At 71.9% G+C, this 20,236-nt stretch carries 17 protein-coding genes; 9 read left to right on the forward strand and 8 right to left on the reverse strand.

Annotated elements, in window-relative coordinates; genetic code table 11:
• Positions 1-13: 13 nt before the first annotated feature.
• Positions 14-592, reverse strand: coding sequence for a hypothetical protein (locus IT371_10475; GenBank protein MCC6748074.1), 579 nt, complete (start codon positions 590-592; stop codon positions 14-16).
• 371 nt (positions 593-963) lie between these two features.
• Between IT371_10475 and IT371_10480 the strand changes: the two genes are divergently transcribed.
• The 3 genes from IT371_10480 to IT371_10490 all read left to right on the forward strand — a co-directional run bounded on the left by IT371_10480 (position 964) and on the right by IT371_10490 (position 2,840).
• The gene (locus IT371_10480) at positions 964-1,284 is read left to right on the forward strand and encodes a hypothetical protein (protein MCC6748075.1); all 321 of its coding nucleotides are present in this window, start codon (positions 964-966) and stop codon (positions 1,282-1,284) included.
• 88 nt (positions 1,285-1,372) lie between these two features.
• Positions 1,373-2,647: a 2-isopropylmalate synthase gene (locus IT371_10485; protein ID MCC6748076.1), complete on the forward strand. Its 1,275-nt coding sequence runs from the start codon at positions 1,373-1,375 to the stop codon at positions 2,645-2,647.
• On the forward strand, positions 2,622-2,840 hold the full coding sequence (locus IT371_10490; protein MCC6748077.1) for a hypothetical protein: 219 nt from the start codon (positions 2,622-2,624) through the stop codon (positions 2,838-2,840). The genes IT371_10485 and IT371_10490 overlap by 26 nt, the downstream gene beginning before the upstream one ends.
• A 20-nt stretch (positions 2,841-2,860) precedes the next feature.
• Here IT371_10490 and IT371_10495 read toward each other — a convergent pair whose 3' ends face one another.
• Genes IT371_10495 through IT371_10505 form a run of 3 tightly spaced genes read right to left on the reverse strand, consistent with a single transcriptional unit; the run spans position 2,861 to position 8,474 of the window.
• Entirely contained in the window at positions 2,861-6,481 is a 3,621-nt protein-coding gene (locus tag IT371_10495) for a response regulator (protein ID MCC6748078.1), read from the reverse strand.
• 44 nt (positions 6,482-6,525) lie between these two features.
• Positions 6,526-7,500 (reverse strand): ABC transporter ATP-binding protein, encoded by a 975-nt coding sequence (locus IT371_10500; GenBank protein ID MCC6748079.1) that lies wholly within the window; start codon positions 7,498-7,500, stop codon positions 6,526-6,528.
• Positions 7,497-8,474 carry an ABC transporter ATP-binding protein gene (locus tag IT371_10505; GenBank protein MCC6748080.1) on the reverse strand — a complete coding sequence of 326 codons (978 nt, stop codon included), beginning with the start codon at positions 8,472-8,474 and terminating at the stop codon, positions 7,497-7,499. Before IT371_10505 ends, IT371_10500 begins: the two co-directional genes overlap by 4 nt.
• A gap of 114 nt (positions 8,475-8,588) precedes the next feature.
• Between IT371_10505 and IT371_10510 the strand changes: the two genes are divergently transcribed.
• The 5 genes from IT371_10510 to IT371_10530 are packed head-to-tail and all read left to right on the forward strand — an operon-like array spanning position 8,589 to position 13,070.
• Positions 8,589-10,328 (forward strand): tetratricopeptide repeat protein, encoded by a 1,740-nt coding sequence (locus IT371_10510; protein MCC6748081.1) that lies wholly within the window; start codon positions 8,589-8,591, stop codon positions 10,326-10,328.
• 46 nt (positions 10,329-10,374) lie between these two features.
• A complete protein-coding gene (locus tag IT371_10515; protein ID MCC6748082.1) occupies positions 10,375-11,199 on the forward strand; it encodes a DUF4292 domain-containing protein in 825 nt (274 codons plus the stop codon).
• Between the two features lie 4 nt (positions 11,200-11,203).
• Positions 11,204-11,728 carry a rhodanese-like domain-containing protein gene (locus IT371_10520; GenBank protein MCC6748083.1) on the forward strand — a complete coding sequence of 175 codons (525 nt, stop codon included), beginning with the start codon at positions 11,204-11,206 and terminating at the stop codon, positions 11,726-11,728.
• The gene (locus IT371_10525; GenBank protein MCC6748084.1) at positions 11,725-12,231 is read left to right on the forward strand and encodes a DoxX family membrane protein; all 507 of its coding nucleotides are present in this window, start codon (positions 11,725-11,727) and stop codon (positions 12,229-12,231) included. Before IT371_10520 ends, IT371_10525 begins: the two co-directional genes overlap by 4 nt.
• A gap of 2 nt (positions 12,232-12,233) precedes the next feature.
• The gene (locus IT371_10530; GenBank protein MCC6748085.1) at positions 12,234-13,070 is read left to right on the forward strand and encodes a thioredoxin domain-containing protein; all 837 of its coding nucleotides are present in this window, start codon (positions 12,234-12,236) and stop codon (positions 13,068-13,070) included.
• Positions 13,071-13,090: 20 nt separating this feature from the next.
• On the opposite strand, the gene IT371_10535 is transcribed toward IT371_10530, so the two are convergent.
• Genes IT371_10535 through IT371_10545 form a run of 3 tightly spaced genes read right to left on the reverse strand, consistent with a single transcriptional unit; the run spans position 13,091 to position 15,626 of the window.
• Positions 13,091-13,375 (reverse strand): hypothetical protein, encoded by a 285-nt coding sequence (locus tag IT371_10535; GenBank protein ID MCC6748086.1) that lies wholly within the window; start codon positions 13,373-13,375, stop codon positions 13,091-13,093.
• Positions 13,372-14,934 carry a hypothetical protein gene (locus IT371_10540; GenBank protein ID MCC6748087.1) on the reverse strand — a complete coding sequence of 521 codons (1,563 nt, stop codon included), beginning with the start codon at positions 14,932-14,934 and terminating at the stop codon, positions 13,372-13,374. Before IT371_10540 ends, IT371_10535 begins: the two co-directional genes overlap by 4 nt.
• On the reverse strand, positions 14,931-15,626 hold the full coding sequence (locus IT371_10545; protein ID MCC6748088.1) for a sulfite exporter TauE/SafE family protein: 696 nt from the start codon (positions 15,624-15,626) through the stop codon (positions 14,931-14,933). Before IT371_10545 ends, IT371_10540 begins: the two co-directional genes overlap by 4 nt.
• 235 nt (positions 15,627-15,861) lie before the next feature.
• Here IT371_10545 and IT371_10550 point away from each other — a divergent pair, with 235 nt between their 5' ends.
• Entirely contained in the window at positions 15,862-17,208 is a 1,347-nt protein-coding gene (locus tag IT371_10550; GenBank protein MCC6748089.1) for a sigma 54-interacting transcriptional regulator, read from the forward strand.
• A gap of 34 nt (positions 17,209-17,242) precedes the next feature.
• Here the strand turns inward: IT371_10550 and IT371_10555 are convergent, their stop codons facing one another.
• Entirely contained in the window at positions 17,243-20,224 is a 2,982-nt protein-coding gene (locus IT371_10555; GenBank protein MCC6748090.1) for a serine/threonine protein kinase, read from the reverse strand.
• Between the last annotated feature and the right edge of the window lie 12 nt (positions 20,225-20,236).

Raw genomic sequence — 20,236 nt, forward strand, 5'->3', positions numbered from 1 at the left:
CTGACCGCGCGGCTCACTTCGCGCAGTAGCTGCAGGGCACGCCGGGGACCGGGTTGCACGTACCGCCCCCCGGACAACTCGAGGTGCAGGTGGGCCGACAGAGGCCGGTCTTCGCCGTGGGCGGCGACGCGATGCACACGAGGGTCCCGGCGCACGGGCGGTCCTCGTCGCAGGCCTTGCCCTCGCCTTCGCCCGGCATGCACACGGCCTGGCTTATGACGGTGTTGATGCAGGTCTCGCTATCCTTGCACGGGCTGACCTTCGGATTGCAGTCGGCGCGCGTGCAAGGCGACCGACAGGCGCCCTTCACGCAGAGCAGCGGGGCCTTGCAGGGGCATGGCCCGCCGGGGATCGTCGTGAGCACCGTGCTGTCGGGCTTGACGGGCGCCGCGTCGGCTCGGACGGCGGGCTGGTCGTAGTGCACGGCCAGGTCCGCCGGCGGGACGGCGCGGTCACGGAGCGGCGCCGCGTCGGCCGGAGGAATGGGGCTCGAGCTGCCTGGGCAACCGGCGGTGCAGCTGACGAGAGCGATCCAGAGCCCCGGAGTTCGGAGGAGCGCCGACGCGAGGCGAGAAGGGGTGGGTGAAGGCATTGTCATCCGTTTTGCAATCCACGTTCCGTAGGAGGCCAGTCGACGAGAGCGTGACCACAGCGTGCCACAGCCGGACGAAATGGGTGCAACGCCTCGCGCTTTCCGCCGGATTGGTCGCCCTGACCGCAAGCCAGGGGTGCCAGACCGGCACGGTGGAAAGCGGGGACGCTAGACCCCAGGGCCCCCCTCCGACCTGGAGCGATCAGGGGAGCTGGCCCGATCGGGGGGCGGAGCGAAAGGACCAGAGGCTCGCCGACCGGGATGCCGGGGCGGGGGAGGCCCGGCCGAGGGACCGCGGCGTCCGGGACGCGGGCCGAGCGGACGCACCGACGACGCCCGGGCTGGGCGGACCGTGCCCGTGCAAGGCCCCCTTGCTCTGCGTCTGGAAGACCTGCCACGCCCCCTGCACTCCCTCCGGAGGCTGCGACGAGCTCTCGGGATGCCCGTCGAACCAGGCCTGCATCGCCGTCACCGACCGCCCGGCCGGGACCTACGCCTGCGTCCCCGGGGTCGCGCTCGGTGCCACCTGCGACGCGAACACCTCGTGCCGCAGCGGGACGATCTGCGCCACGGTCTCGGGCAAGCCTTTGCAGTGCACCGCCACCTGCCCGACGCCGGGCGCGGGCTGCGGGCAGGGTGGCCTGTGCATCCCCACCTCCCGCGCGGGCTGCAACCTCTGCGCGCCGCCGTGAGCTCCGTGGGGCATGTTTTGCTTGATCCCCCGGCGAATTGGGGGCATACACGGCGGGCGTCTTACCCAGGCGGCACGTCGAGGGGCCCATGGGCCGCAGAAACATCCTTGAGATTCCGCTGAACGAGCTCGCCGAAGGCGACATCATCTACGATTGGAACACTGCGACCTCAAGTTCCAGGCCCCTCCAGCCGATTAGACTCTTCGACGAAACCCTGCGGGACGGATTGCAGTCCCCCTCGGTCGTAGACCCGCCAATCGGCGAGAAGTTGCGTCTCGTGCACCTGATGGACCAGGTCGGAATCCACCACGTCGACATCGGGTTGCCCGGTGCCGGCCCGCGTGCGCGAGAGGACGTGCGCGCGCTGGCCCGCGAGATGGCCGACGCGAAGCTGGGGATCCGGGGCGCCTGCGCCGCGCGCACCACGGCGGTGGACATCCAGCCGATCATCGACATCTCGCAGGAGGTCGGGCTCGAGATCGAGGTCATGACCTTCATCGGGTCCAGCTCCATCCGGCGCTACGCCGAGCAGTGGGACCTCGAGCTGATGCTCAAGCGCACCGCCGAGGCCGTCGAGCTGTGCCGGCGCCACAACCTGCCGTGCACGTACGTGACGGAGGACACGACGCGCTCTCACCCCGAGGTCCTCGAGACCCTCTTCCGCTGCGCCATCGATAACGGCGCGTACCGCCTCTGCCTGTGCGACACCGTGGGTCACGCCACCCCCGACGGCGTGCGGGCGCTCATCGAGTGGACGCTGCGCCTGACCGCCGAGCACGGCCCTCACGTGGGGATCGACTGGCACGGGCACAATGACCGCGGGCTCGCCCTCGAGAACGCCCTCTGGGCGGCGCAGTTCGGCGCAGACCGGGTGCACGGCACGATCCTCGGCGTGGGCGAGCGCGTCGGAAACACGGCCATCGATCAGCTCCTGCTGAACCTGAAGCTCCTCGGCTGGCACCAGGGGGACGTGAGCAAGCTCGTGCTCCTCTGCAAGACGCTCTCCGCCGCCACCCGAGTTCCCATCCCTTTCAATTACCCGCTCGTGGGCGACGACGCCTTCCGCACGGCCACCGGAGTTCACGCCGCGGCCGTGATCAAGGCCGAGCGCCGGGGCGATAGTTATTTGGCGGACCACATCTATTCTGGAGTGCCGGCCAGCGCGTTCGGCAAGCAACAAGAAATTGCCATCGGCCACATGAGTGGCGAATCCAACGTAGTCTACTGGCTTGGCAAGCGGGGTGTAGAGGCGGCGGACGAGCTGGTGAGACGCATCTTCGACGAAGCCAAGAAGTCCAACCGGCTTCTCACCGACGATGAGATTTGGCAGGTGATCCATGAGTACCGACGCAATCCTCACTAAGAACCGATTCAACGGCGTGAAGGTCTTCTCTGCGACGATGGCGCAGGAGCGGGACCGGCTCGGAGACCGCATCACCGACTGGGTGCGAGAGCATTCGAGCTTCCAGATCGTGGACACGGTGGTGACCCAGTCCTCGGACGAGGCCTTCCACTGCCTGGTCATCACGCTCTTCTACATCGACCCGCAGCACTAGGCCTCGGGCCGGCCTGGCCCTCACGAGGTCTCGAGCGACAGGCCGAGCGTCTGCTGGAGCTGGTGGTAGGTTTCCCCGAGGGCGAAGACCTCGAGGTCGCGCTGGGTACCGGTGTCCCCAGCGCCTGCCACGGCTGCGGGCACGTCGGTGCAGACGAGCAGACCGACGCGCGCGCCGGTGCGGCGCACGCCGCGCATCCACTCGGACAGGTTGATGGGCTCTTTGCGGGCCGTCAGGTCGTCGATCCGGCTGCGCAGCGACGCGAGGTCGACGAGGCCCGAATCCATCACCTCCCTGAGTCGCCCGATCGTGCCGTCGGCGTCCGGAACCTGCAGCTCCGGTCGGCAGTAGGTCAGCGCCCCGAGGAACGCGGCCTTCAGGTCCGTGCCGCGTCGCGTGAAGGCGTGGCGCCGCCCCAAGTCCAGGCTACTGAAGGCGCGCGCCGCCGCGAAGGCGATCGCCTCTTCGCTCGACGACGAGAGGACCTCCGGACTGACCAGCACCTGCGGCTGCGCGTCGGGGACGGGGACCATGAGGGGCAAGTACGCCGAGAGGTAGAGCCGCGGCAAGGGCAACTCGAGCGCCTTCGCCACGTACCGCACCGTCGCGCCGAACGGTTCGGGGAGCCGTTGCGGATCGAGCAGGTCGTCGGAGCGGCAGCCGAGCTCGGTGGCGCTGAGCGGAAAGCGCTCGCACAGCATCGGCGAGAGCAGGGCCACGATCTGCTCGATCGAACGGCTGTCCGACGGGTCGCGGAGGCGGTCGAGTAGGTTCGCCGAGAGGGGCGCACGCGCCCGACGCAGCCGCACCGGCTTGCGCGCCTGATAGACCTCGTACTCCTCCGGGGTCGCGTGGCCGCGCTCGACCAGGATCCCGGCCACGGCGAGCAGCCGATCAGTGTGCCCCGCCGCCAGGTGCAGACGGTAGAGCTCGTGCAGGGGGTCGGGCACCTCGGGGTGTGCGAGGAAGCGCTGCCGCAGCCCTTCGGCCGCCTCGCGCAGATCCACGCGCGCGGCCTCGTCCATCGAAGCGCGCGCCGCGTGCACGCGGACGTCCTCGGGGTTCAGCTTCGCTGCCACCTCGAGGGCCAGTCGCGCGTTCTCCGGTTGCGCCAGCTTGTCTCGATAGAGGTAGGCCAGATCGATCCAGAGCGGAACGGTACGTAGCGGCTCCGTGTCGCGGAGCTGGAAGATCAGGCGCCGGTAGAGCCGTTCGAGCGCGGCGAAATCCCCGAGGCGCGCGAGCACGTCCTTGGCGGCCGCGAAGAGCTCGGCCCGGGTCGGATAATGCCGCAGGGCCTCGAGCAGGAGGGGCGCCGCCGCGTCGTCGTTGCGCACCTCGCGCTCGAGGAGGCCGGCGAGCTCCAGCACCTGCGGCGAATCGGGGGCGATGTGCAGCGCGTGTTGCAGGTGGGGTCGGGCTGCGATGGCCCCCGCCTCCCCCTTTCCCCGCTGCAGGAAGAGGGCCCAGCCGAGATAGGCGTGGTAGTCCGCTTGTTCGGCGTTGTGCTCCACCGCCTGGCGAAAGGCCTCCACCGCCCCGACGAGATCGTGCGTGCGCAGCCGGCTCTGACCGTGCTGGAAAAAGAGCTCCGCGCCGAAGGTGTCCGCCTTCGGCGTGAGCTGCGGCCGCGCCCGCGAGAGGAACTCGTCGTGGCTGCGCCCCTGGAGCCGATCTGGAATCACGCGCGCGGCGGGGTCGGTCGGCGCGAGCTCCGGCGTGAGCTCCCCGAGGGTCAGCCCCGCGAGGTCCACCGCCTCGCCGTCGAGGCCCAGCCGTCGCAGAGCCGCCTGGACCTCTTGCGCGGTGGCCCCCGGGCCAAGCCCGAGCCATTCGTGATAGCTCTCGGGCGACAGACCGGCGAAGAGCTCCTTCAGCTCGCCGAGCGGGGCCACGGGTCCCGACGCGCGGCGCGCCTCCTCGGCCGGAGCCGCGGCGCGTCCGCCGGCCCGGCGCGGCTTCTGCAGCACCGTGGGCTGCGCGGCGGGCACCTCCGGGAACTCCTCCGACGGCGTGGGTTCGAGGGGTCCGGTGGCCGCGCTCGCGCCGAGCAGGGCCGTGGCCTCGGCCTCGGGCTGCTCGAGCTCGAGGTCGTCCACGTTCGCCAGGTGGAGGACCCCCGAGTCATCCGTCCGCGCGTGCACCTCCGGGGGCTGCGGCTCCTCGGCCGACGGCTCGAAGAGCTCGAGGTCCACCGCAGGTACCGAGGGTGCGGAGCGCGTCGGGTCGAGCTGCTTCAGGTCCAGGAGCCGGCTCACGCCGCCCAGATCCTCCTCGACGAACTCGAGCTTCGAGCCGGACGAGTCGGCCGCACCGGTGGCGCGCTCGGTCGGGGCGGCGACCGGGGCCGCGATCGGCACCGGAGGCCGAAAGACCACGAGCCCCGCCAGGCGCAGAGCCTCGACGCGCACGAGCAGCGGGGGCAGGTCCTCCGCGCCGGCCGCGAGCTCGCGCAGCGCGCGGGACGTGCCGCACCAGCCGAGGACCGTGGCCCCGTAGTGCTGCTCGATGAGCGGCCGCAGCCGCTCGCCCGCGGGGGTGAGCGCAAGCGCCTGCTCGAGCGAAAGGCGTCCGAGCTCCTCGGGGCGCAAGAGCCGCCGGAGGGCCGTGAGCACGAGCGGGACGACCTCCACCGGACAGCTCGGCACGCGCGACGAGAAGTCGTCCCCCGGCTCGAAGGAGAAGGTCCCGTCGGGCCACCGGAGCGCGCTCACGAGCTTGATGCCGGTCTGCGCCTGCAGGCCCGCCGCGACCACCTCCGCGGTCGCCAGTCCCAGCGCCGTCAGCACCTCGCCGAGCTTCTTGCCCGAGGTGCGCGCCTGCTTCATGGCTCGCGCGAGGTCGGCCTCGGTGAGCACGCCCTGCTGCATGAGGTGTGCGCCGAGCGTCTCGTTCCGCAGGTTCGAGTCGACGTAGATCGGCCGCCCCTGGAGGATGAAGACCACCTTCCGCACCTTGCCGCGCGCTAGCCGGAGCGTCCCCGTCGCCCGTCGGTCGGCCGCCTGCACGAGCAGCCAGGCCACCGAGGTGGCCTCGAGCGTCCCGTCCGCCTTGGCGCGAAACGAGACCTCGATCGGCGCCGCAGACGTCCCTCCTCCATCGGTCGCCCGCGCCGGAGTCGCGAGCGGCGGACTCGGGGTGAGCTGCACCGCGACCTCGGGCTCGCCGGCCGCGACCGCGGGCGTCGCCAGGACGGATACAGGGCTGGTTCCTTTCAGCCAGCGGCGGCCGATGTCGGGGGTGTCCCGCTGACGTCGCCGCAAAAGCGCTAGCACCTTCCCCGCGAGGTAGCGCAGCGGCACCGGCTTGGTGAGGACCTCGACCCCGAAGCTCTCGCGGAGCTTGACCGCCATCCCCTCGTCCCGATGCACTCCGGTGGTGACGAGCAGGGGCAGGGCTGCCCCCTCGGGGCGCTGGCGGATCGCCTGGCAGAGGGCGAACCCGTCCACCCCCGGCATGGCGAGGTCCGTCACGACGAGGTCGGGCTGCTCGCGATCCAGGACACGCAGCGCCTCGTCACCATCGGCCGCTTCCAGCACGCGCACGCGATAGACCGCAAACGCGGCGTCGTGCGTGAAGAAGGTCGCCAGCGCGCGACGGTCGTCGGCGTCGTCGTCCACTAGCAAGATTTTCAGCGACATGGGCCCCCCATTCTACCGCGACCGCGCGAACAAGCGAGTGTCGATCAGACCTCGTGACAGGCCACCTCGTGCTCCGCGCCGATCGTGCGCAGCGTCGGCGACTCCGCCGTGCATCGGACGGCGCCGCGCGCCCGGTAGAGCGGGCAGCGGGGATGAAACGAACACCCGGGGGGAGGCGCGAGCGGGCTCGCAGGTTCCCCCTCCAGGCGAACGCGCGGACTGGGGAGTTCCCCGCCCGCGGAGGTCCGGCCCGGCAGGCGCGGTGACGCCTGCAGCAGCGCCTGCGTGTACGGATGCAGGGCCCGTCGCCCGAGCTCGGAGGTGGACAGGCGCTCGACGATGCGGCCGAAATAGAGCACCGCCACCTCCTCACAGATGGCCTCGACGAGGGGCAGCTGGTGCGTGATGAAGAGGTAGGTCAGGCCTCGGTCGCGGCGCAGGTCCGCGAGCAAGTTCAGGAGCTGGGCCGAGAGCGAGACGTCGAGCGCGCTCGTCGGCTCGTCGGCCACGAGGAGCCGCGGCGAGAGGGCCAGGGCGCGGGCGACGGCCGCGCGCTGGAGCTGTCCGACGGAGAGCTCGTGGGGGAAGCGTTCTAGAAGCTCTGCTCGCAAACCCACCGGCTCGATGAGGCGCTCGAGCTGGGCCCGGCGCCGCGAACGCTCCTCCTCCAGGCGGTGCACGCGCAGCGGCTCGCGCAGGGACTCGGCGAGCGTCAGGCGTGGATCGAACGAGGCTCCCGGATCCTGAAAGACGAGCTGCAGCTCGCGCCGCAGGGGACGGAGCTCGCGCGCCGAGAGGCGCAGCAGGTCGCGGCCGCGGTAGACCACGCGCCCCCCGGTCGGGTCGACCAGGCGCAGGAGGCACCTGGCGAGCGTGCTCTTGCCGCACCCGGACTCGCCCACGAGGCCGAGGCTGCGCCCCTCCGCGATGGCGAGGTCGATCGCGTGGAGGACCGGCACCGTGCGACGACCCGCCCGGTAGGCGTGCGAGAGTCCGACCGCCTCGAGCAGCGCGCTCACGGAGGTCCCTCCCGGGCCTCGTCGAGCGGGTAGAAGCAGCGCACGCGGTAGCCGGGGTTCGGCTCTTCGAGCAGCGGGGCTTCGGCGCTGCAGCGATCCGCCGCCCGGGAACACCGGGGGGCGAAGCGGCAGCCGGCCGATAGGTGACGGAGGTCGGGCACGACCCCGGGGAGCTCGGCCAGGCGCCTTCTCGGAGCCGCGGGATCGGGGAGCGCCGCCAGGAGCGCCGCGGTGTACGGATGACGGGGCGCGCCGAGCAGCGTGGAGGTGGGCCCCTCCTCGACGACTTGCCCCGCGTACAGCACCAGCACGCGGCTGCAGACCTGTCCCACCACGGCCAGGTCGTGGCTGATGAACAGGAGAGCCAGACCCCGCCGCAGCCGCAGCTCCTCGAGCAGGGCGAGCACCTGCGCCTGCACGGTCGGATCGAGGGCCGTGGTGGGCTCGTCGGCGACGAGGAGCGACGGCCCTCCCGCGAGCGCCACGGCGAGCATGACCCGCTGACGCATTCCACCGGAGAGCTGATGCGGATACGCCGCGAGCTGCGCCTCCGGGGACGGAAGGCCCATCTCGCGCAGGAGCTCCGCGGCCCGTGCGCGCGCGACGCCGCGAGGCGCCCCGAGGTGCGTGCGCAACACCTCTCCCACCTGGGTCCCGACCCGCAGCACCGGGTTCAGCGCGGCCAGCGGCTCCTGAAAGACCAGGCCCACGCGTCCGCCCCGCACGCGCCGAAGCTCCGTCGCGCTCGCCCGCGTCAGGTCGCACCCGTCGAACTCCACCGCGCCGCCCACGATGCGCCCCGGCTGCAAACCCACCAGCGCGAGGGCCGTCACGCTCTTGCCGCACCCCGACTCGCCCACGAGTCCGACGGCCTGGCCGCGCTCCACCGCGAGCGAGACCCCATCCACCGGACGGAACACTCCCTCCTCGGTGGCGAGCTCCACCTTCAGGTCTCGCACGGCCAGCAGCGCCATCCGGCGATGGTAGCCCGCAGCCCGCGCCAGAGCCACCTGCGCCAGAGCCACCAGCGGAGCTCCCTTGCCGCCGCGCCCCTTGCGAGGGGGTCCAACCTGCCCCACCATGTACGGGTGCACCGTCTCCCTCCTCGGCAGGCACTGCTCGTGGCCCTCGCGGCTCTGGCGGCTCTGGTGGTCGCCAGCTGCGCCCCGCACCCCGCTCCGGTCACGCTGCGGGTCATCGACGGGCGCGTCGAGGAGACCTCCTTCGTCAGCCCGACCGCCTACGAGTCTTACCTCCGGGCCCAGCTCGCGCTCCACCGGGGAGACGCCGCCACCGCGCTCCCCTATCTGAAGGTGGCCCTGGCCTTCGACCCGGACTCGGCCTACCTGCACACGCAGCTCGCCCTCGCGCTGGCGAAGCTCGGCCGCCGGTCCGAAGCGCTGCACCGCCTCGGCGAAGCGCTGCGACTTGCCTCCGACTTCCCCGACGCGCTCCTCCTGCAGGGCGACCTCCACCGACGCGCAGGGGAGCTCGCCCTCGCCGAAGGGAGTTACGCGCGCTGCGTGACGGCGAACCCGGCCGAGCCCGCCGCCTACTTGCGCTACGCGCAGCTCCTCGAACGCCGCGGGGCGGTCGAGCGCGCGCGACAGGTGCTGCAGGCGCTCGTGCAGAGATCGCCACACCACCGCGCGGCGCAGCGCTACCTCGCGCGGCTGTGCCTCGGCCAGCTCGACTACCCGTGTGCGGGAGCAGCCTACGAACAGCTCCTCCAGCACGAGAGCGACGCCGATACCTTGATGAGCCTCGCGCACGTGCGCCTCGCGGAGGGGCGCCGGACCGACGCCGTGCGGCTCTTGCGCGAAGCGCTGGACCGGAGCGGTGCGCACCCGGCGGTGGCAGGGCGACTCCTCGAGGTCTTCCAGCACGCCGGCGACAGGCGCTCCGCGACCGACCTCCTGCAGATCCTCGAGCAGGAGGCGGGAGACGACGACGGAGAGCGCGCGCAGCTCGTCGAGCTGATGCTGCAGGGCCGCCACTACGCCCGCGCGCTCGCGCTACTCGAGGAGCGCGGGCCTCGGGACGAGCCGCCCATGCTGGCCGCCCTGCGCGTGGGAGCCCTCGCGGGACTCGGCCGAACGACCGAGGCGCTGAAGCTCGCGCGCTCGCTGCTGACGGGACCGCAAGGGCCGCTCGCCGCGTCGCGCTTGGCACGCCAGCACGACGAGGCGCGGGTACCGGGGCAGGGCGAGGCGATCCTGCGCGAGGGGCTGGCACGTCACCCTAACCACCCGGGCCTCATCGCCGCCCTGAGCCGCAACCTCTCCCGACAAGGAAAACACGCGGAGGCGATCGAGCTCGCACGCCGAGCCCTCGCCAAGGGGCGCGCGCCGCGGGCCCTCACCTTCGCCCTGGCCGCGGCGCTCGAGCAGGCCGGCCAGTGGGTCGAGGCGGTCGCGCTGATCCGAGCCGTCCTGCGCGAAAGCCCGAACGACGCGGCCGCGCTCAACTTCATCGGCTTCACGCTGGCCGACCGCCGCCAGGATCTCGACGGTGCCGAGCGCGCGATTCGCCGGGCGCTGCGTCTGGAGCCAACCGAGGGCTACATCATGGACAGCCTCGGCTGGCTGCACTACCGTCGGGGGCGGCTGGCCGAGGCCGAGCGCGTTCTCACCTTCGCCGTGCGCGTCTCTCCCGAGGAACCCGAGCTCCTCACGCACCTTGGTGAGGTGCACGCGGCCCTCAAGCGCTTGCCTCAGGCCATCGAACTCTTTCGGCGCGCGGCCAGTCTGAGCAAGGATGGTCGACTGACCGCCCGCATCGAGGAACGGCTCAAGGAGCTGCTCCGCGGACGCCTCGGGGCGCGGTAGGCTGCGGGACCGCTCCCCCCCGCACGAGGAAAGGATGACCCCGGCGATGAAGGGCACCGCACGCGTCGCGCTCGCGCTGGTCGGCCTTGGACCGCTGCTCGGCGCTCATTGCCTGACCGTGGTCCGCCCCTATCCCCCGCCGAAGCCCGAGGCGGTGCTCGCGGCGATCGAAGCGCGCGGACGCAGCGTGAGGACCCTTCGCGCCGAGGCGCGCATGACGCACGAAACCGCGCAGGGAAAGGTGAAGGCCACCGTGCGAATGCTCGCCGAGGCCGGCGGCAAGCTCCGCTTCGACGTGGTCTCGCCCTTCGACACGCCGCTCGCCACGCTGGTGGCCGACGGCAAGGAGTTCGCGCTGCTCGACGCGCAGCAGAACCGCCACTTCCACGGGCCGGCCGCGGCCTGCAACCTGGCCCGCCTCCTCCGCGTAGCGCTCGAGCCGAACGACGTGGTGCGGGTTCTCGCCGGCGCCACACCGGTCATAGCGCATCAGCGGCGGCAGCTCGCCTGGGACGACCGCGCCGGGGTCGAGGTGCTCACGCTCCACGGGGCGCAGCACACGCAGCTCATCGAGCTCGAGGCCGGAGTCGAGGGAGGGCGACCGCGGTGGGAGGCCCTCCGCTCCGAGGTCCGTGGAGCGAAGGGGGAGGTCATCCTCCGCATCGTGGCCAAGGAACACCAGACGGTGGGTGGGGTGCGCCTGCCGTCGCTGCTCGAGGTGAGCCAGCCCACCCTGGGCACCTCGCTCGAGCTCACCTTCAAGCAGCAGGAGGTCAACGTCACGCTGCCCGCGGCCGCCTTCGAGCTCCCCGCGGCCGGGGGCCTGCCGAGCCAGCGCGTGGAGTGCCACACCGCGCTCCGAACCCCGTGACGGCATGGCTGCCCCTTCCTCCTCGCGACCGCTCGTGACCGTCCTCGTGGCCCTCGGCTGGACGGTGGGCTCCACGGGCGTGGGCCTGACCGTGAACGCGCTGCGCGGCGATGGCCTGGCGGTGGTGGCTCCGTTCCCCTACGAGCTGGATTGCCCCGACAAGCTGAAGAGCGACGCCTCGCCGATCGCGGCCGCAGAGGCCCGCTCGCTCCTCGCGGCGGGGCGCGCACTGCTCGTCGACGCCCGCCCCGCCGAGGACTTCGCCGCCGGCCACCTGCCCGGCGCCCGCTCCCTGCCCTACAGCTTCGTCACCCCGCTCACCGCCGAGGGGCTCGGGTCCCTGCCGCGCGACCGCGTCTGGCTCGTCTACTGCGACACCCCGGGCGACCGACTCGCCGCGCTGCAGGCCGAGCAGATGCGACGAGCTGGCCACGTCGCGGTGCGCGTCCTCGCCGGCGGGCTGGAGAGCTTCGCGCAGGCTGCCGGAGCCGCACCGCGCGGCGCCGACGCAGGTGGACGGGCGCCGTGACCTCCCCTGCGTCTCCTCCCGCACCGCGAAGCTTCGACCGCGTCGCCCCCTGGGTGGCCTGGGTCTTCCGCGTCGCGCTCGGCGTGGTCTTCATCGCCGCGAGCGTGCACAAGCTCGTCCACCCCGCAGACTTCGCCCGCTCCATCGCCAACTACCGCATCCTGCCCGACGAGCTGGTGAACCTCGCCGCCATCGGGCTGCCCTGGATCGAGGCGCTCTCGGGGGCGGCTCTGGTGCTCGGCCTCTCGGTGCGCGCGAACCTGCTCGTCGTCGAAGGGCTGCTCGCGCTCTTCATCGGCGCTCTCGGCTGGGCGCTCGCGCGACGACTCGACGTGGGTTGCGGCTGCTTCTCCGCGGGGACGGAAGCGCAGGCCATGAGCCGCGGCACGCTCCTCTGGGACGTGGTCTGGTTCGCCATGGGGCTCTTCGCCCTGCGCTACGACCGCGGCTACCTGTCGCTGGCGCTTGTCAGACGGCGGCGCCTGCGCGAACCTTCCGCCTAGCCATGCGCATGCTTCCGCTCGTCCTCGTTCTCCTGCTCCCCGCGATCACGCACGCCGAGGCGATCCCGTGGCAGAAGCTGCCGGACGCGGCCAGGCTCAGCGCCTCGCAGCGCAAGAGCGCGGCCGAGGTGATGGCGCGCGCGAACTGCTACCACGGCTGTGTCGGCACGGTCGCCGAGTGCCTGCGCAAGACGCCCCGCGCGGCCGTCGCCTGGCGCCTCGCCAACTACGTCGCGTTTCTCGTCGGCAAGGGTCTCCGTCCGGCGGAGGTCCACGAGGTGCTCGAGCTGCGTCGCCTCTCCGCCCTCCCGCCGAAGACCTTCCGCATCCCGACCGTCGGAGCGCCTCGCCTCGGCCCGGAGAAGGCCCGAGTCGTGGTCGTCGAGTACGCCGATTTCCAGTGCGCCCACTGCGCGGCCCTCTCGCCCGTGCTCAAACAGGTGATCGCCGGCGAGAAGGAGGCCGCCCTCTACTTCAAGGTCTACCCCATGGGCGCGGGCGAACCCGTGATCGCGGCCCGCGCGGCGCTCGCCGCCCACCGCCAGGGGAAGTTCTGGCCCATGCAAGACCGCCTCTTCGCGGCGGCGGAGGGCCACTCGCAGGCCACCGTCGAACGCATCGCCACGGAGCTGGGCCTGGATCTCACGCGCTTCCGAGGCGACATGCTCGACGCGGGGAAGGCGATCGACCTGCACAAGATCGAAGGCCTGCGGTTCGGGATCAAGGGCACGCCCGCGCTCTTCATCAACGGCAAGCCGTATCGGCTCCGACGCGACGCCCACCACCTGCGCGAGCGCATCCGCGAGGAGCTCGAGCTGCTCGACCCGCCGGCGCGCTAGCCCCACCGCCGAAGCGGGTCTCACCGACCGCAGGTCCGGTACGCGAGCAGCAGCACCGCCCCCACGAGGACCCCCACCGCGACGACCCAGGGGGGAAGCTTCACCGACAGCTCGAACCCGCCTCCCGTCCCCGGCGCGTCTCCGTCGAGGAGCGCGCGTCCCTGGCCCGGTGGCAGGTCGAGCAACACCACGGAGGTCCCGCGCCCCTGCGCCGTGGCGTCCACCTCCGAGGCCGCCGCGTTACCGCAGAAGCAGCATCGCGCGGCCGCTTCCGGATTCCACTGGCTGCAGATGCCGCAGGTCAATGGCGCACCCCACGAAAGGTCGACCTATCGTAGCGCGTCCCGGTGAGCAGGCTCTCGAGCTCGCGCGCCCCCTCGGCGAAGGGCAGGTACCAGAGCTCCACCTCGCGGGTCGCGACCCGCAGGGTCCTCGCCTTGCGCGGCAAAGCCCCGGGCAGAAGCTGCAGCCAGAGCACGTAGGCCAGCCGGCGCGCGTCGTCCGGGCCGAAGAAACAGGCGAAGCGCTCACCGGGCACGGTGGAAACCGCCTCGACGAGTCGAGGCTGCCAGCGGGTCAGGTCCCGTCCGGCGAAATCGAGCCGCGGCGCCTGCAACGCGCCGAAGGCGGGGGCGTAGTACCGCAGCGGCTCGTCGAGCGGAGAGCTCTCCGTCGCCCCGGGAGGCAAGGCGACGCCGAGCACGCGGCGCAGGTCAGAGACCGTGCGCGCCTCGGCACCCCCGTACTGCAGCACGACCTCCACCCGCCAGTACGGCAGCCAGCGCAGGTTCTCGCCGCGGCGCGAGGACTCGGCCGTGTGCGCGACGAAGGGCTCGAGCTCGGACTCCCCGGCCACCCAGAAGCGCCCGCACCCCGTGCAGGGGAAGACGACCCCCGCCCCCCCCGGCGAGAGATCCTCCCCGCACTCGCCGCAGCGCAAGGTGAGCACCTTCAGCGAGGCGAAGCGGGCCGCCGGCGCAGAAGGGCTTTCGGGCCGCTTGGCGGGGCGAGGCGGCGCAAGTTGCTCCGGCAGACCCGTCACGGCGTCCCACAGCTTCCGCGTTCCCTGGGCCTCCCGCAGCCAGAAGGGGTAGTAGAGCAGCGACATGCTCTCGGCCAGCAGGTCGGCCCGCTGGGCATCCAGGCGCGTGAGCCCATCCCGAGGCGTCCCGAGGTCCATCGCCACGGCGAACAGTCGCTCGCGCATCTCCGTGGCCGCCCCTTCCGGAGGGACCACCCGCCCGAGCCGGCTGTGCTCCTCGGCGAAAGGCTCCATCGAGAAGAGCTGCGGGCGCAGGCGCAGGCTCTGCACGCCCAGCGCCACGCTCGCTGCGTCGGGCAAGAGGCGTTCGACGACCCGGCCGCGAAAGAGCTTCTGCGGCCCCGAATCCGTGGAGACCGAGGGCGCCATCTCGGTGGGGTCCTCCCCTCCCGAACCGCGCTCGGGGAGGCCCGAGGTGTCCGGGCGTTCGATGCGCACGCCGAAGTCCCACCCGAAGAGCAGTCCCGTCAGGCGCCAGAAGGGGAGTAGCCAGAGCTCCTCCGCCCCTTCTGGCCGGCGATCCCGAGTCGGGGGAATGACGAATCGCAGGAGCCGGGCGCGTATGAGCGCGAGCAGGGCCGCGTCGCAAAACGGGCACCGGCCCGACATCCGCCCGTCGAGGTAGTAGAAGTTGCCGGCACAGCTCGGGCACTGGAGCCGGATCAGGCGATGCCCCGCGCCCACCACGAGGCCTGCCTGGCAATGCTCGCAGCGGACCTGATCGGCCCCCGCCTCGAACACCACCGGAGCGCCGCATTCGCTGCAAAGGCTGCTGACCGTGCGTCGCTCCGCCCCCGCCGCGCGACCTCCCCGCTCGATCATAGCCCGAAGGCGCGGATCACGAGCCCGCTCATCACCACCGCGAGCCCCGCCAGAGCGTGGCCGTAGCGCGCGAAGGGGCCGAGCCGGAGCGCCCCGAGACCCAGGTGCCCGACGGCCACGAGCAGCAACATCGCTCCGACGGTCACCACGCCGAACACGAGCAGCAGCAGCGCCGCGGCACCCAGACTGTGCTTGAACGCCGCGGCCGTCAGGATCGGGATCAGCGGCTCGCAGGGCCCGAGCACGAAGACGAGAAAGAGGGCCCAGAGCGAGCGTCGATGCGCCACGAGGTGCGGCAGTCCGTCGTGCTCCGCCACCTCGCCCGCGTGGGCGTGCGGGTGCTGGTGCACCGTGCCGTCGGCGTGCGCGTGGACATGAACGTGCCCTCGTCCCGCGACGCGCAGCCCCCATAGCAGGTAGACGAGGCCGAAGCCGATGAGCACGTACGTCGCAAGCTCGCCGCGCACCTCCTGCAGGAGCGCCAGGCTTCCCATGGCCCAGCCCAGGCCGTAGCCGAGGAGAGCGAGCAGGACGGAGGCCAGCACGTGCCCGGCCCCGCAGATTCCCGTCCAGAGGAGGGTCCGTCCGAGGCTCCAGCGTTCCGCGCGCCCCAGCACCACGAACGGAAGGTAGTGATCCACCCCCACCACCGTGTGCACGAAGGCCACGGTAGCCGCGGACGCGAGAAGCACACCGAAAGAGCTGTCCATGGTCGGCCCGAGACCCCAGAGGTTGACGGGACCTCAACCTATCGTCGAAGGAGGGGAGCGGCAAGGTGGAACCCGGGTGACAAGGGCCCGTCGCTCATCCTAGCGGCCTACCTGGTCGCCGCAGGTTCTGCCCAGGCCGCCTGCTCCTCTCGACTGGAAGCCGTTGACCCGGAAGGCGCCCCAGGATAGTATTTCCGCACTCTTTTCAGAGGGGTTGATGACACGGGCCCGAAAGGACAACGTCACGAGTCTGCTGGATGACGTTCCGCCTTTCACTCGCCAGCGCGGTGGCCTGCTGAAGGTGATGAAGGGGCCGGACAGGGGGGAGTCCGTGGTCCTCGGACAGGAGCCAGTGGTCATCGGCTCCAGTCCGAGTTGCACCTTCGTCCTCACGGACAAGACCGTCTCTCGCCAGCACATCCAGGCCCAGTGGGAAAACGGCGGCGTGCTGCTGAAGGACCTGGGCTCGACCAACGGCACCTTCTACGAGGGGTCGCGCTTCAAGGAGATCACCATCGACTACGGCGGCGAGTTCAAGCTCGGCCGCACGGTGATCAAGTTCTTCCCCGAGGAGGAGGTCGTCGAACCGGAGGTCAGTCCGTCGGAGAACTTCGGCTCGCTGGTCGGCCAGGACGCGAAGATGCGCCGGCTGTTCGCGCTGCTGAGCGACATCTCTCCCACCGACGCGACGGTGATCATCGAAGGCGAGACGGGGACGGGCAAGGAGCTCGTGGCCGAGGAGATCCACAGACACAGCCCGCGCAAGGACGGCCCCTTCGTGGTCTTCGACTGCGGCGCGGTGCCGAGGGACCTCATCGAGAGCGCCCTCTTCGGTCACGTGAAGGGCTCTTTCACGGGCGCGGTGGCGGACCGGCGCGGCGCCTTCGCCGAGGCGCACGGCGGCACGATCTTCCTCGATGAGATCGGCGAGCTGAGCATGGACCTGCAGCCCGCCCTCCTGCGCGTCCTCGACAAGCGCGCGGTGAGGCGCGTGGGTGGCAATCAGTACGAGCGCGTGGACGTGCGCGTGGTGGCCGCGACGAATCGCGACCTGCGCGAAGAGGTCGCGCGCAAGAACTTCCGCGAGGACCTCTACTACCGGCTGGCGGTGATTCGCATCACGCTCCCCCCGCTGCGCGAGCGCGGGAACGACATCCCGTACCTCATCGACCACTTCGTGAGGCACTTCTCGCCCAAGGGAGGACCGCTCCTGCGCGTCACCCCGGACGATATGGGTCGTCTCCAGCGCCACGGGTGGCAGGGGAACGTGCGCGAGCTGCGCAACGTGACCGAGCGCGCCTGCGTGCTGTCGCGCGGCGACACCATCAACCTCGACGACGCGCTGATGGAGGAGAACGCGCCCGCCCTCGGCATCCGGACCGACCTGCCCTTCAAGGAAGCGAAGGGGCAGCTCGTCGAGATCTTCGAGCGCGAGTACATCGTGGACCTCATGCGCCGCCACAAAATGAATCTCTCGTCGGCAGCGCGCGAGGCGCAGATCGACCGCAAGCACCTGCGCGAGCTGATCCGCAAGTACGGCCTGGACGCGAAAGAGATCGACTGACGCGACCCGCCGGGCGCCCGACCCGGGGCGAGGCTCAGCTCCCCTTCAGCCGCACGATGGTGTGCTTCCGGGCGCGAATGACCACCTTGATGGGACGCGCGCTGTCGGCCGCGGGGTCGTAGAGAGAGATCTTGTAGCGCCCCGGCCGGAGGAAGGTCGTCGCGCGCGGACAGGCGAGACCCGTGTCCTGGCCGGAGATGAGAAGCCGGCGGCGATCCTTCGCCGCGCACAACAGCTTCAGGCGACCGCGTCCCGGCCCGAGGTAGTACGGCGCGCTCGGGGGGTCGAGCACCACCTCCACGCGCTTCCCCTCGTGCTTCGGCAGCACGAGGCGGCGACGATACATGGCCCGCCCCGGGGCGAGGAGCACCACCACGACCTCGGTTCCCGCCGAAAGCTGCTCCTCGAGCGGCGTCTGGCCGGCGAGGCGTCCGCTCAGGTAGACGCGCGCGCGCGGGGAGCTCTGCACGGAAAGCAGGCCGGGGCGCAGGCCATTGCCCGCCGGAGGCGTTCGCTGAGCCCGGGCGTCCGCGCGCACCGTCAGGTCCGCAGCGCGGCTGTCGGGGGGCAGCCCGCGGTCGGGCGACGGACGCGCGTCGGGCCGGGGGGCGTGGTGCGTGACCGAGGGGCGCTCTGCACGCAGCATCAGCCGCCGCACGAGCAACCCGACAGCGACGAGGAAGACGAGGATCGCAAAGACGAGCAGGAGGTGTGCGGGCGAGAGCCACTGCCGCATCGTCTCGCGGAGCCCGTCGCCGCCTCCGGTGTCCGTGCGGCGAACGCTCGGGGGACCGGCCGACGCCAGCGACGCGTCGTCGAAGGCGTGGAAGCTCGCGCTCTCTCCGACGGAAAGCCCCGCCTGGGCCACCGACGCCTCCTCCACGTCCACCTCGCTCAGCGCGCTCCGTTCCGCGAGGCCTGCCGCTCGCACGGGAAGCACCGGCCCGGCGGCGGGGAGGTCCAGCCCCGGCCACGGCTCGCTCTCCACCGGCTGGAGCGGGCCGCCTCCCGACGGGGACGCGCCGGCGCCGCGCGCGGAGTCCCAGGCGGGGGTGCGACGGCTCTCCGCCGGCTCCTCGGCCGCCGCGCGCCTCGGAGACAGGCTCGCGCGCACCGCACGCGCCGCGTCCTCCTCGCCCGTCCAGCGCTCCGTGCCCACCTGGCTGTCGAGCTCCACCGAGCTGTCCGCCAGATCCTCGGGCTCCACCGGCACGAGGGGCGTGGCCGAGCTCATGACCTTCGGTGGAATGGTCGGCGTCGGACGATAGGGTCGCCTCCCCGGCGGCGGTGGCGGCATCCCCTGCACGAGGGCTGCGACGGGCACCACGGCCGGCCCGAGCAGCGTGTGACCGAGAGGGGGCTCACCCTGCCGCAGCGGCCCCGTCGCGTCGCCGCGCACGGCGCGCGTCTCGTTGGTGTCCGTCGTCTCGATCGCCTCGAGAGCCGACTCCCGATGGTCCTCGGCGGTCGCAAGCGGTTCCTTCGCCAGCGTCAGCTCGCTGGTCTCGGTCGGCAGCCGCACGACCACCGAGGGCAACGCCCGTCCCGCGGGCTCCACGTCCGTCGAATCCTCGCCCCACAGAGTGCCCTGACTGGGCTCCGCGTAAGGGCGCGTCACCTCGGTGACCGTCTTCGGCCGCGCCCCGTCGGAGGGACCACCGCCCACCACCACCGACGCGGCCGCTATCGCCTCGCCAGCCAGGCGCGACCCGGGCTGCGTGGTGGGGTCCTCGGGTCCCGTCTCCTCGTTGGAGCGCGCCTCGCCGATCGTCCCCGACACCTCGCTTTGCAGCGGAACCCGAGGGGCCTTGGCGATGCGCGTCGGCTGCGCCTGGAAGCCCTCGACCTCCTCCCCCTCGCCACGGGAGTGGCCCGCCTCGCTCACCGGCGGCGGAAGGTCGGCGGACGGCTGCGTCTTGTCGGCGCTCTCCCTGATGGCCTGCGTCTGCGCACCGATCCTCAGGAGCACCGGGGGCTCGGTCCGCTCGCGCGAGAGATCGCGCAACGCGTCCGTCAAGTCGAGAGGACTGATGTTGGTCGGCTCGTCGTCCCCGGCGAAGAGCGGCGCGAGCGACGGCAGCCGTTCGGGCCCGGCTGGCGCGCGCGGCACGCTCCCCTCGAGGTCCTTGAGCAGCGAGAGCAGCTCGGCCCGCATCACGCGCGAGCCCGCCTTCGGCACGCTCGCTGCGAGGTCCGCCATCAGGGCGGCGGCGTCGCGGTGCCTTTGGCCGGGTTCCCGAGCCAGCGCGCGTCGGACGACGCTGCGCACGGCCACCGGGATCTCCTCGAGCAGTCCCACCTCCGCATGCTCGACGCGCTCGACGGTCTGCATCAGCGTCTCGCCGGCGAAGAGGCGCCGCCCGGCGAGCATCTCGTAGAGGATCACCCCGACGGCGAAGACGTCCGTGGCCCGCGTGAGCTCGTCGCCGGCGAGGTGCTCCGGCGTGCGGTAGGCCAGGCGCGACCGCATCGACCCGGCCGCGTCGGACAAGATGCCCGGCGGAACGACCCACGCGCCGAAGTCCGCGATCAACACCTCGCCCCGCCGGCTCAGGAGTACGTTCGCGGGCCAGAGAGCGCCGTGGATCACCGCCGTCGCGCGCCCCTCGGCGTGGCAGTGGTGCGCGTGGTCCAGCCCCTGGCAGATCTGCCAGGCCACGTGCACGGCGGCCGAGAGCCCTAGGCCGCTCCCCGCGGGCCGCCGCGCGAGGAGCTGCGCCAGGCTCACCCCGGGGACGTAGTCACTCACCACGCAGACGCGACCCGGCTCCTCGAGAATGTCCTGCACCGCGACGATATTCGGGTGACGGAGGCCCATCGAGAGCCGGACCACGGCGAGCAGGGCCTTCAGCGCCTCGCGGTCCTCGACCAGCTCTGCGCTCAGCACCTTGACGGCGCGCTGACCACCCGAGGGAAGGTGCACCGCGAGGTAGACCTCTCCCAGCCCACCGGCGCCGAGCCAGCGCTCGCAACGATAGGGTCCCACCTGGAAGGGCGCTGAAGGTGATCCAGTCACGGAAGCCTGCAT

The organism is Deltaproteobacteria bacterium (assembly GCA_020848905.1).
Classification (GTDB): domain Bacteria; phylum Myxococcota_A; class Polyangia.

Bases quoted from the DNA above. Each gene is read 5' to 3' on its own strand.
- IT371_10475 (MCC6748074.1), bottom strand. From the start codon at position 592: ATGCCTTCACCCACCCCTTCTCGCCTCGCGTCGGCGCTCCTCCGAACT.
- IT371_10485 (MCC6748076.1), top strand. From the start codon at position 1,373: ATGGGCCGCAGAAACATCCTTGAGATTCCGCTGAACGAGCTCGCCGAA.
- IT371_10490 (MCC6748077.1), top strand. From the start codon at position 2,622: ATGAGTACCGACGCAATCCTCACTAAGAACCGATTCAACGGCGTGAAG.
- IT371_10495 (MCC6748078.1), bottom strand. From the start codon at position 6,481: ATGTCGCTGAAAATCTTGCTAGTGGACGACGACGCCGACGACCGTCGC.
- IT371_10505 (MCC6748080.1), bottom strand. From the start codon at position 8,474: ATGGCGCTGCTGGCCGTGCGAGACCTGAAGGTGGAGCTCGCCACCGAG.
- IT371_10515 (MCC6748082.1), top strand. From the start codon at position 10,375: ATGAAGGGCACCGCACGCGTCGCGCTCGCGCTGGTCGGCCTTGGACCG.
- IT371_10520 (MCC6748083.1), top strand. From the start codon at position 11,204: ATGGCTGCCCCTTCCTCCTCGCGACCGCTCGTGACCGTCCTCGTGGCC.
- IT371_10530 (MCC6748085.1), top strand. From the start codon at position 12,234: ATGCGCATGCTTCCGCTCGTCCTCGTTCTCCTGCTCCCCGCGATCACG.
- IT371_10540 (MCC6748087.1), bottom strand. From the start codon at position 14,934: ATGATCGAGCGGGGAGGTCGCGCGGCGGGGGCGGAGCGACGCACGGTC.
- IT371_10550 (MCC6748089.1), top strand. From the start codon at position 15,862: ATGACACGGGCCCGAAAGGACAACGTCACGAGTCTGCTGGATGACGTT.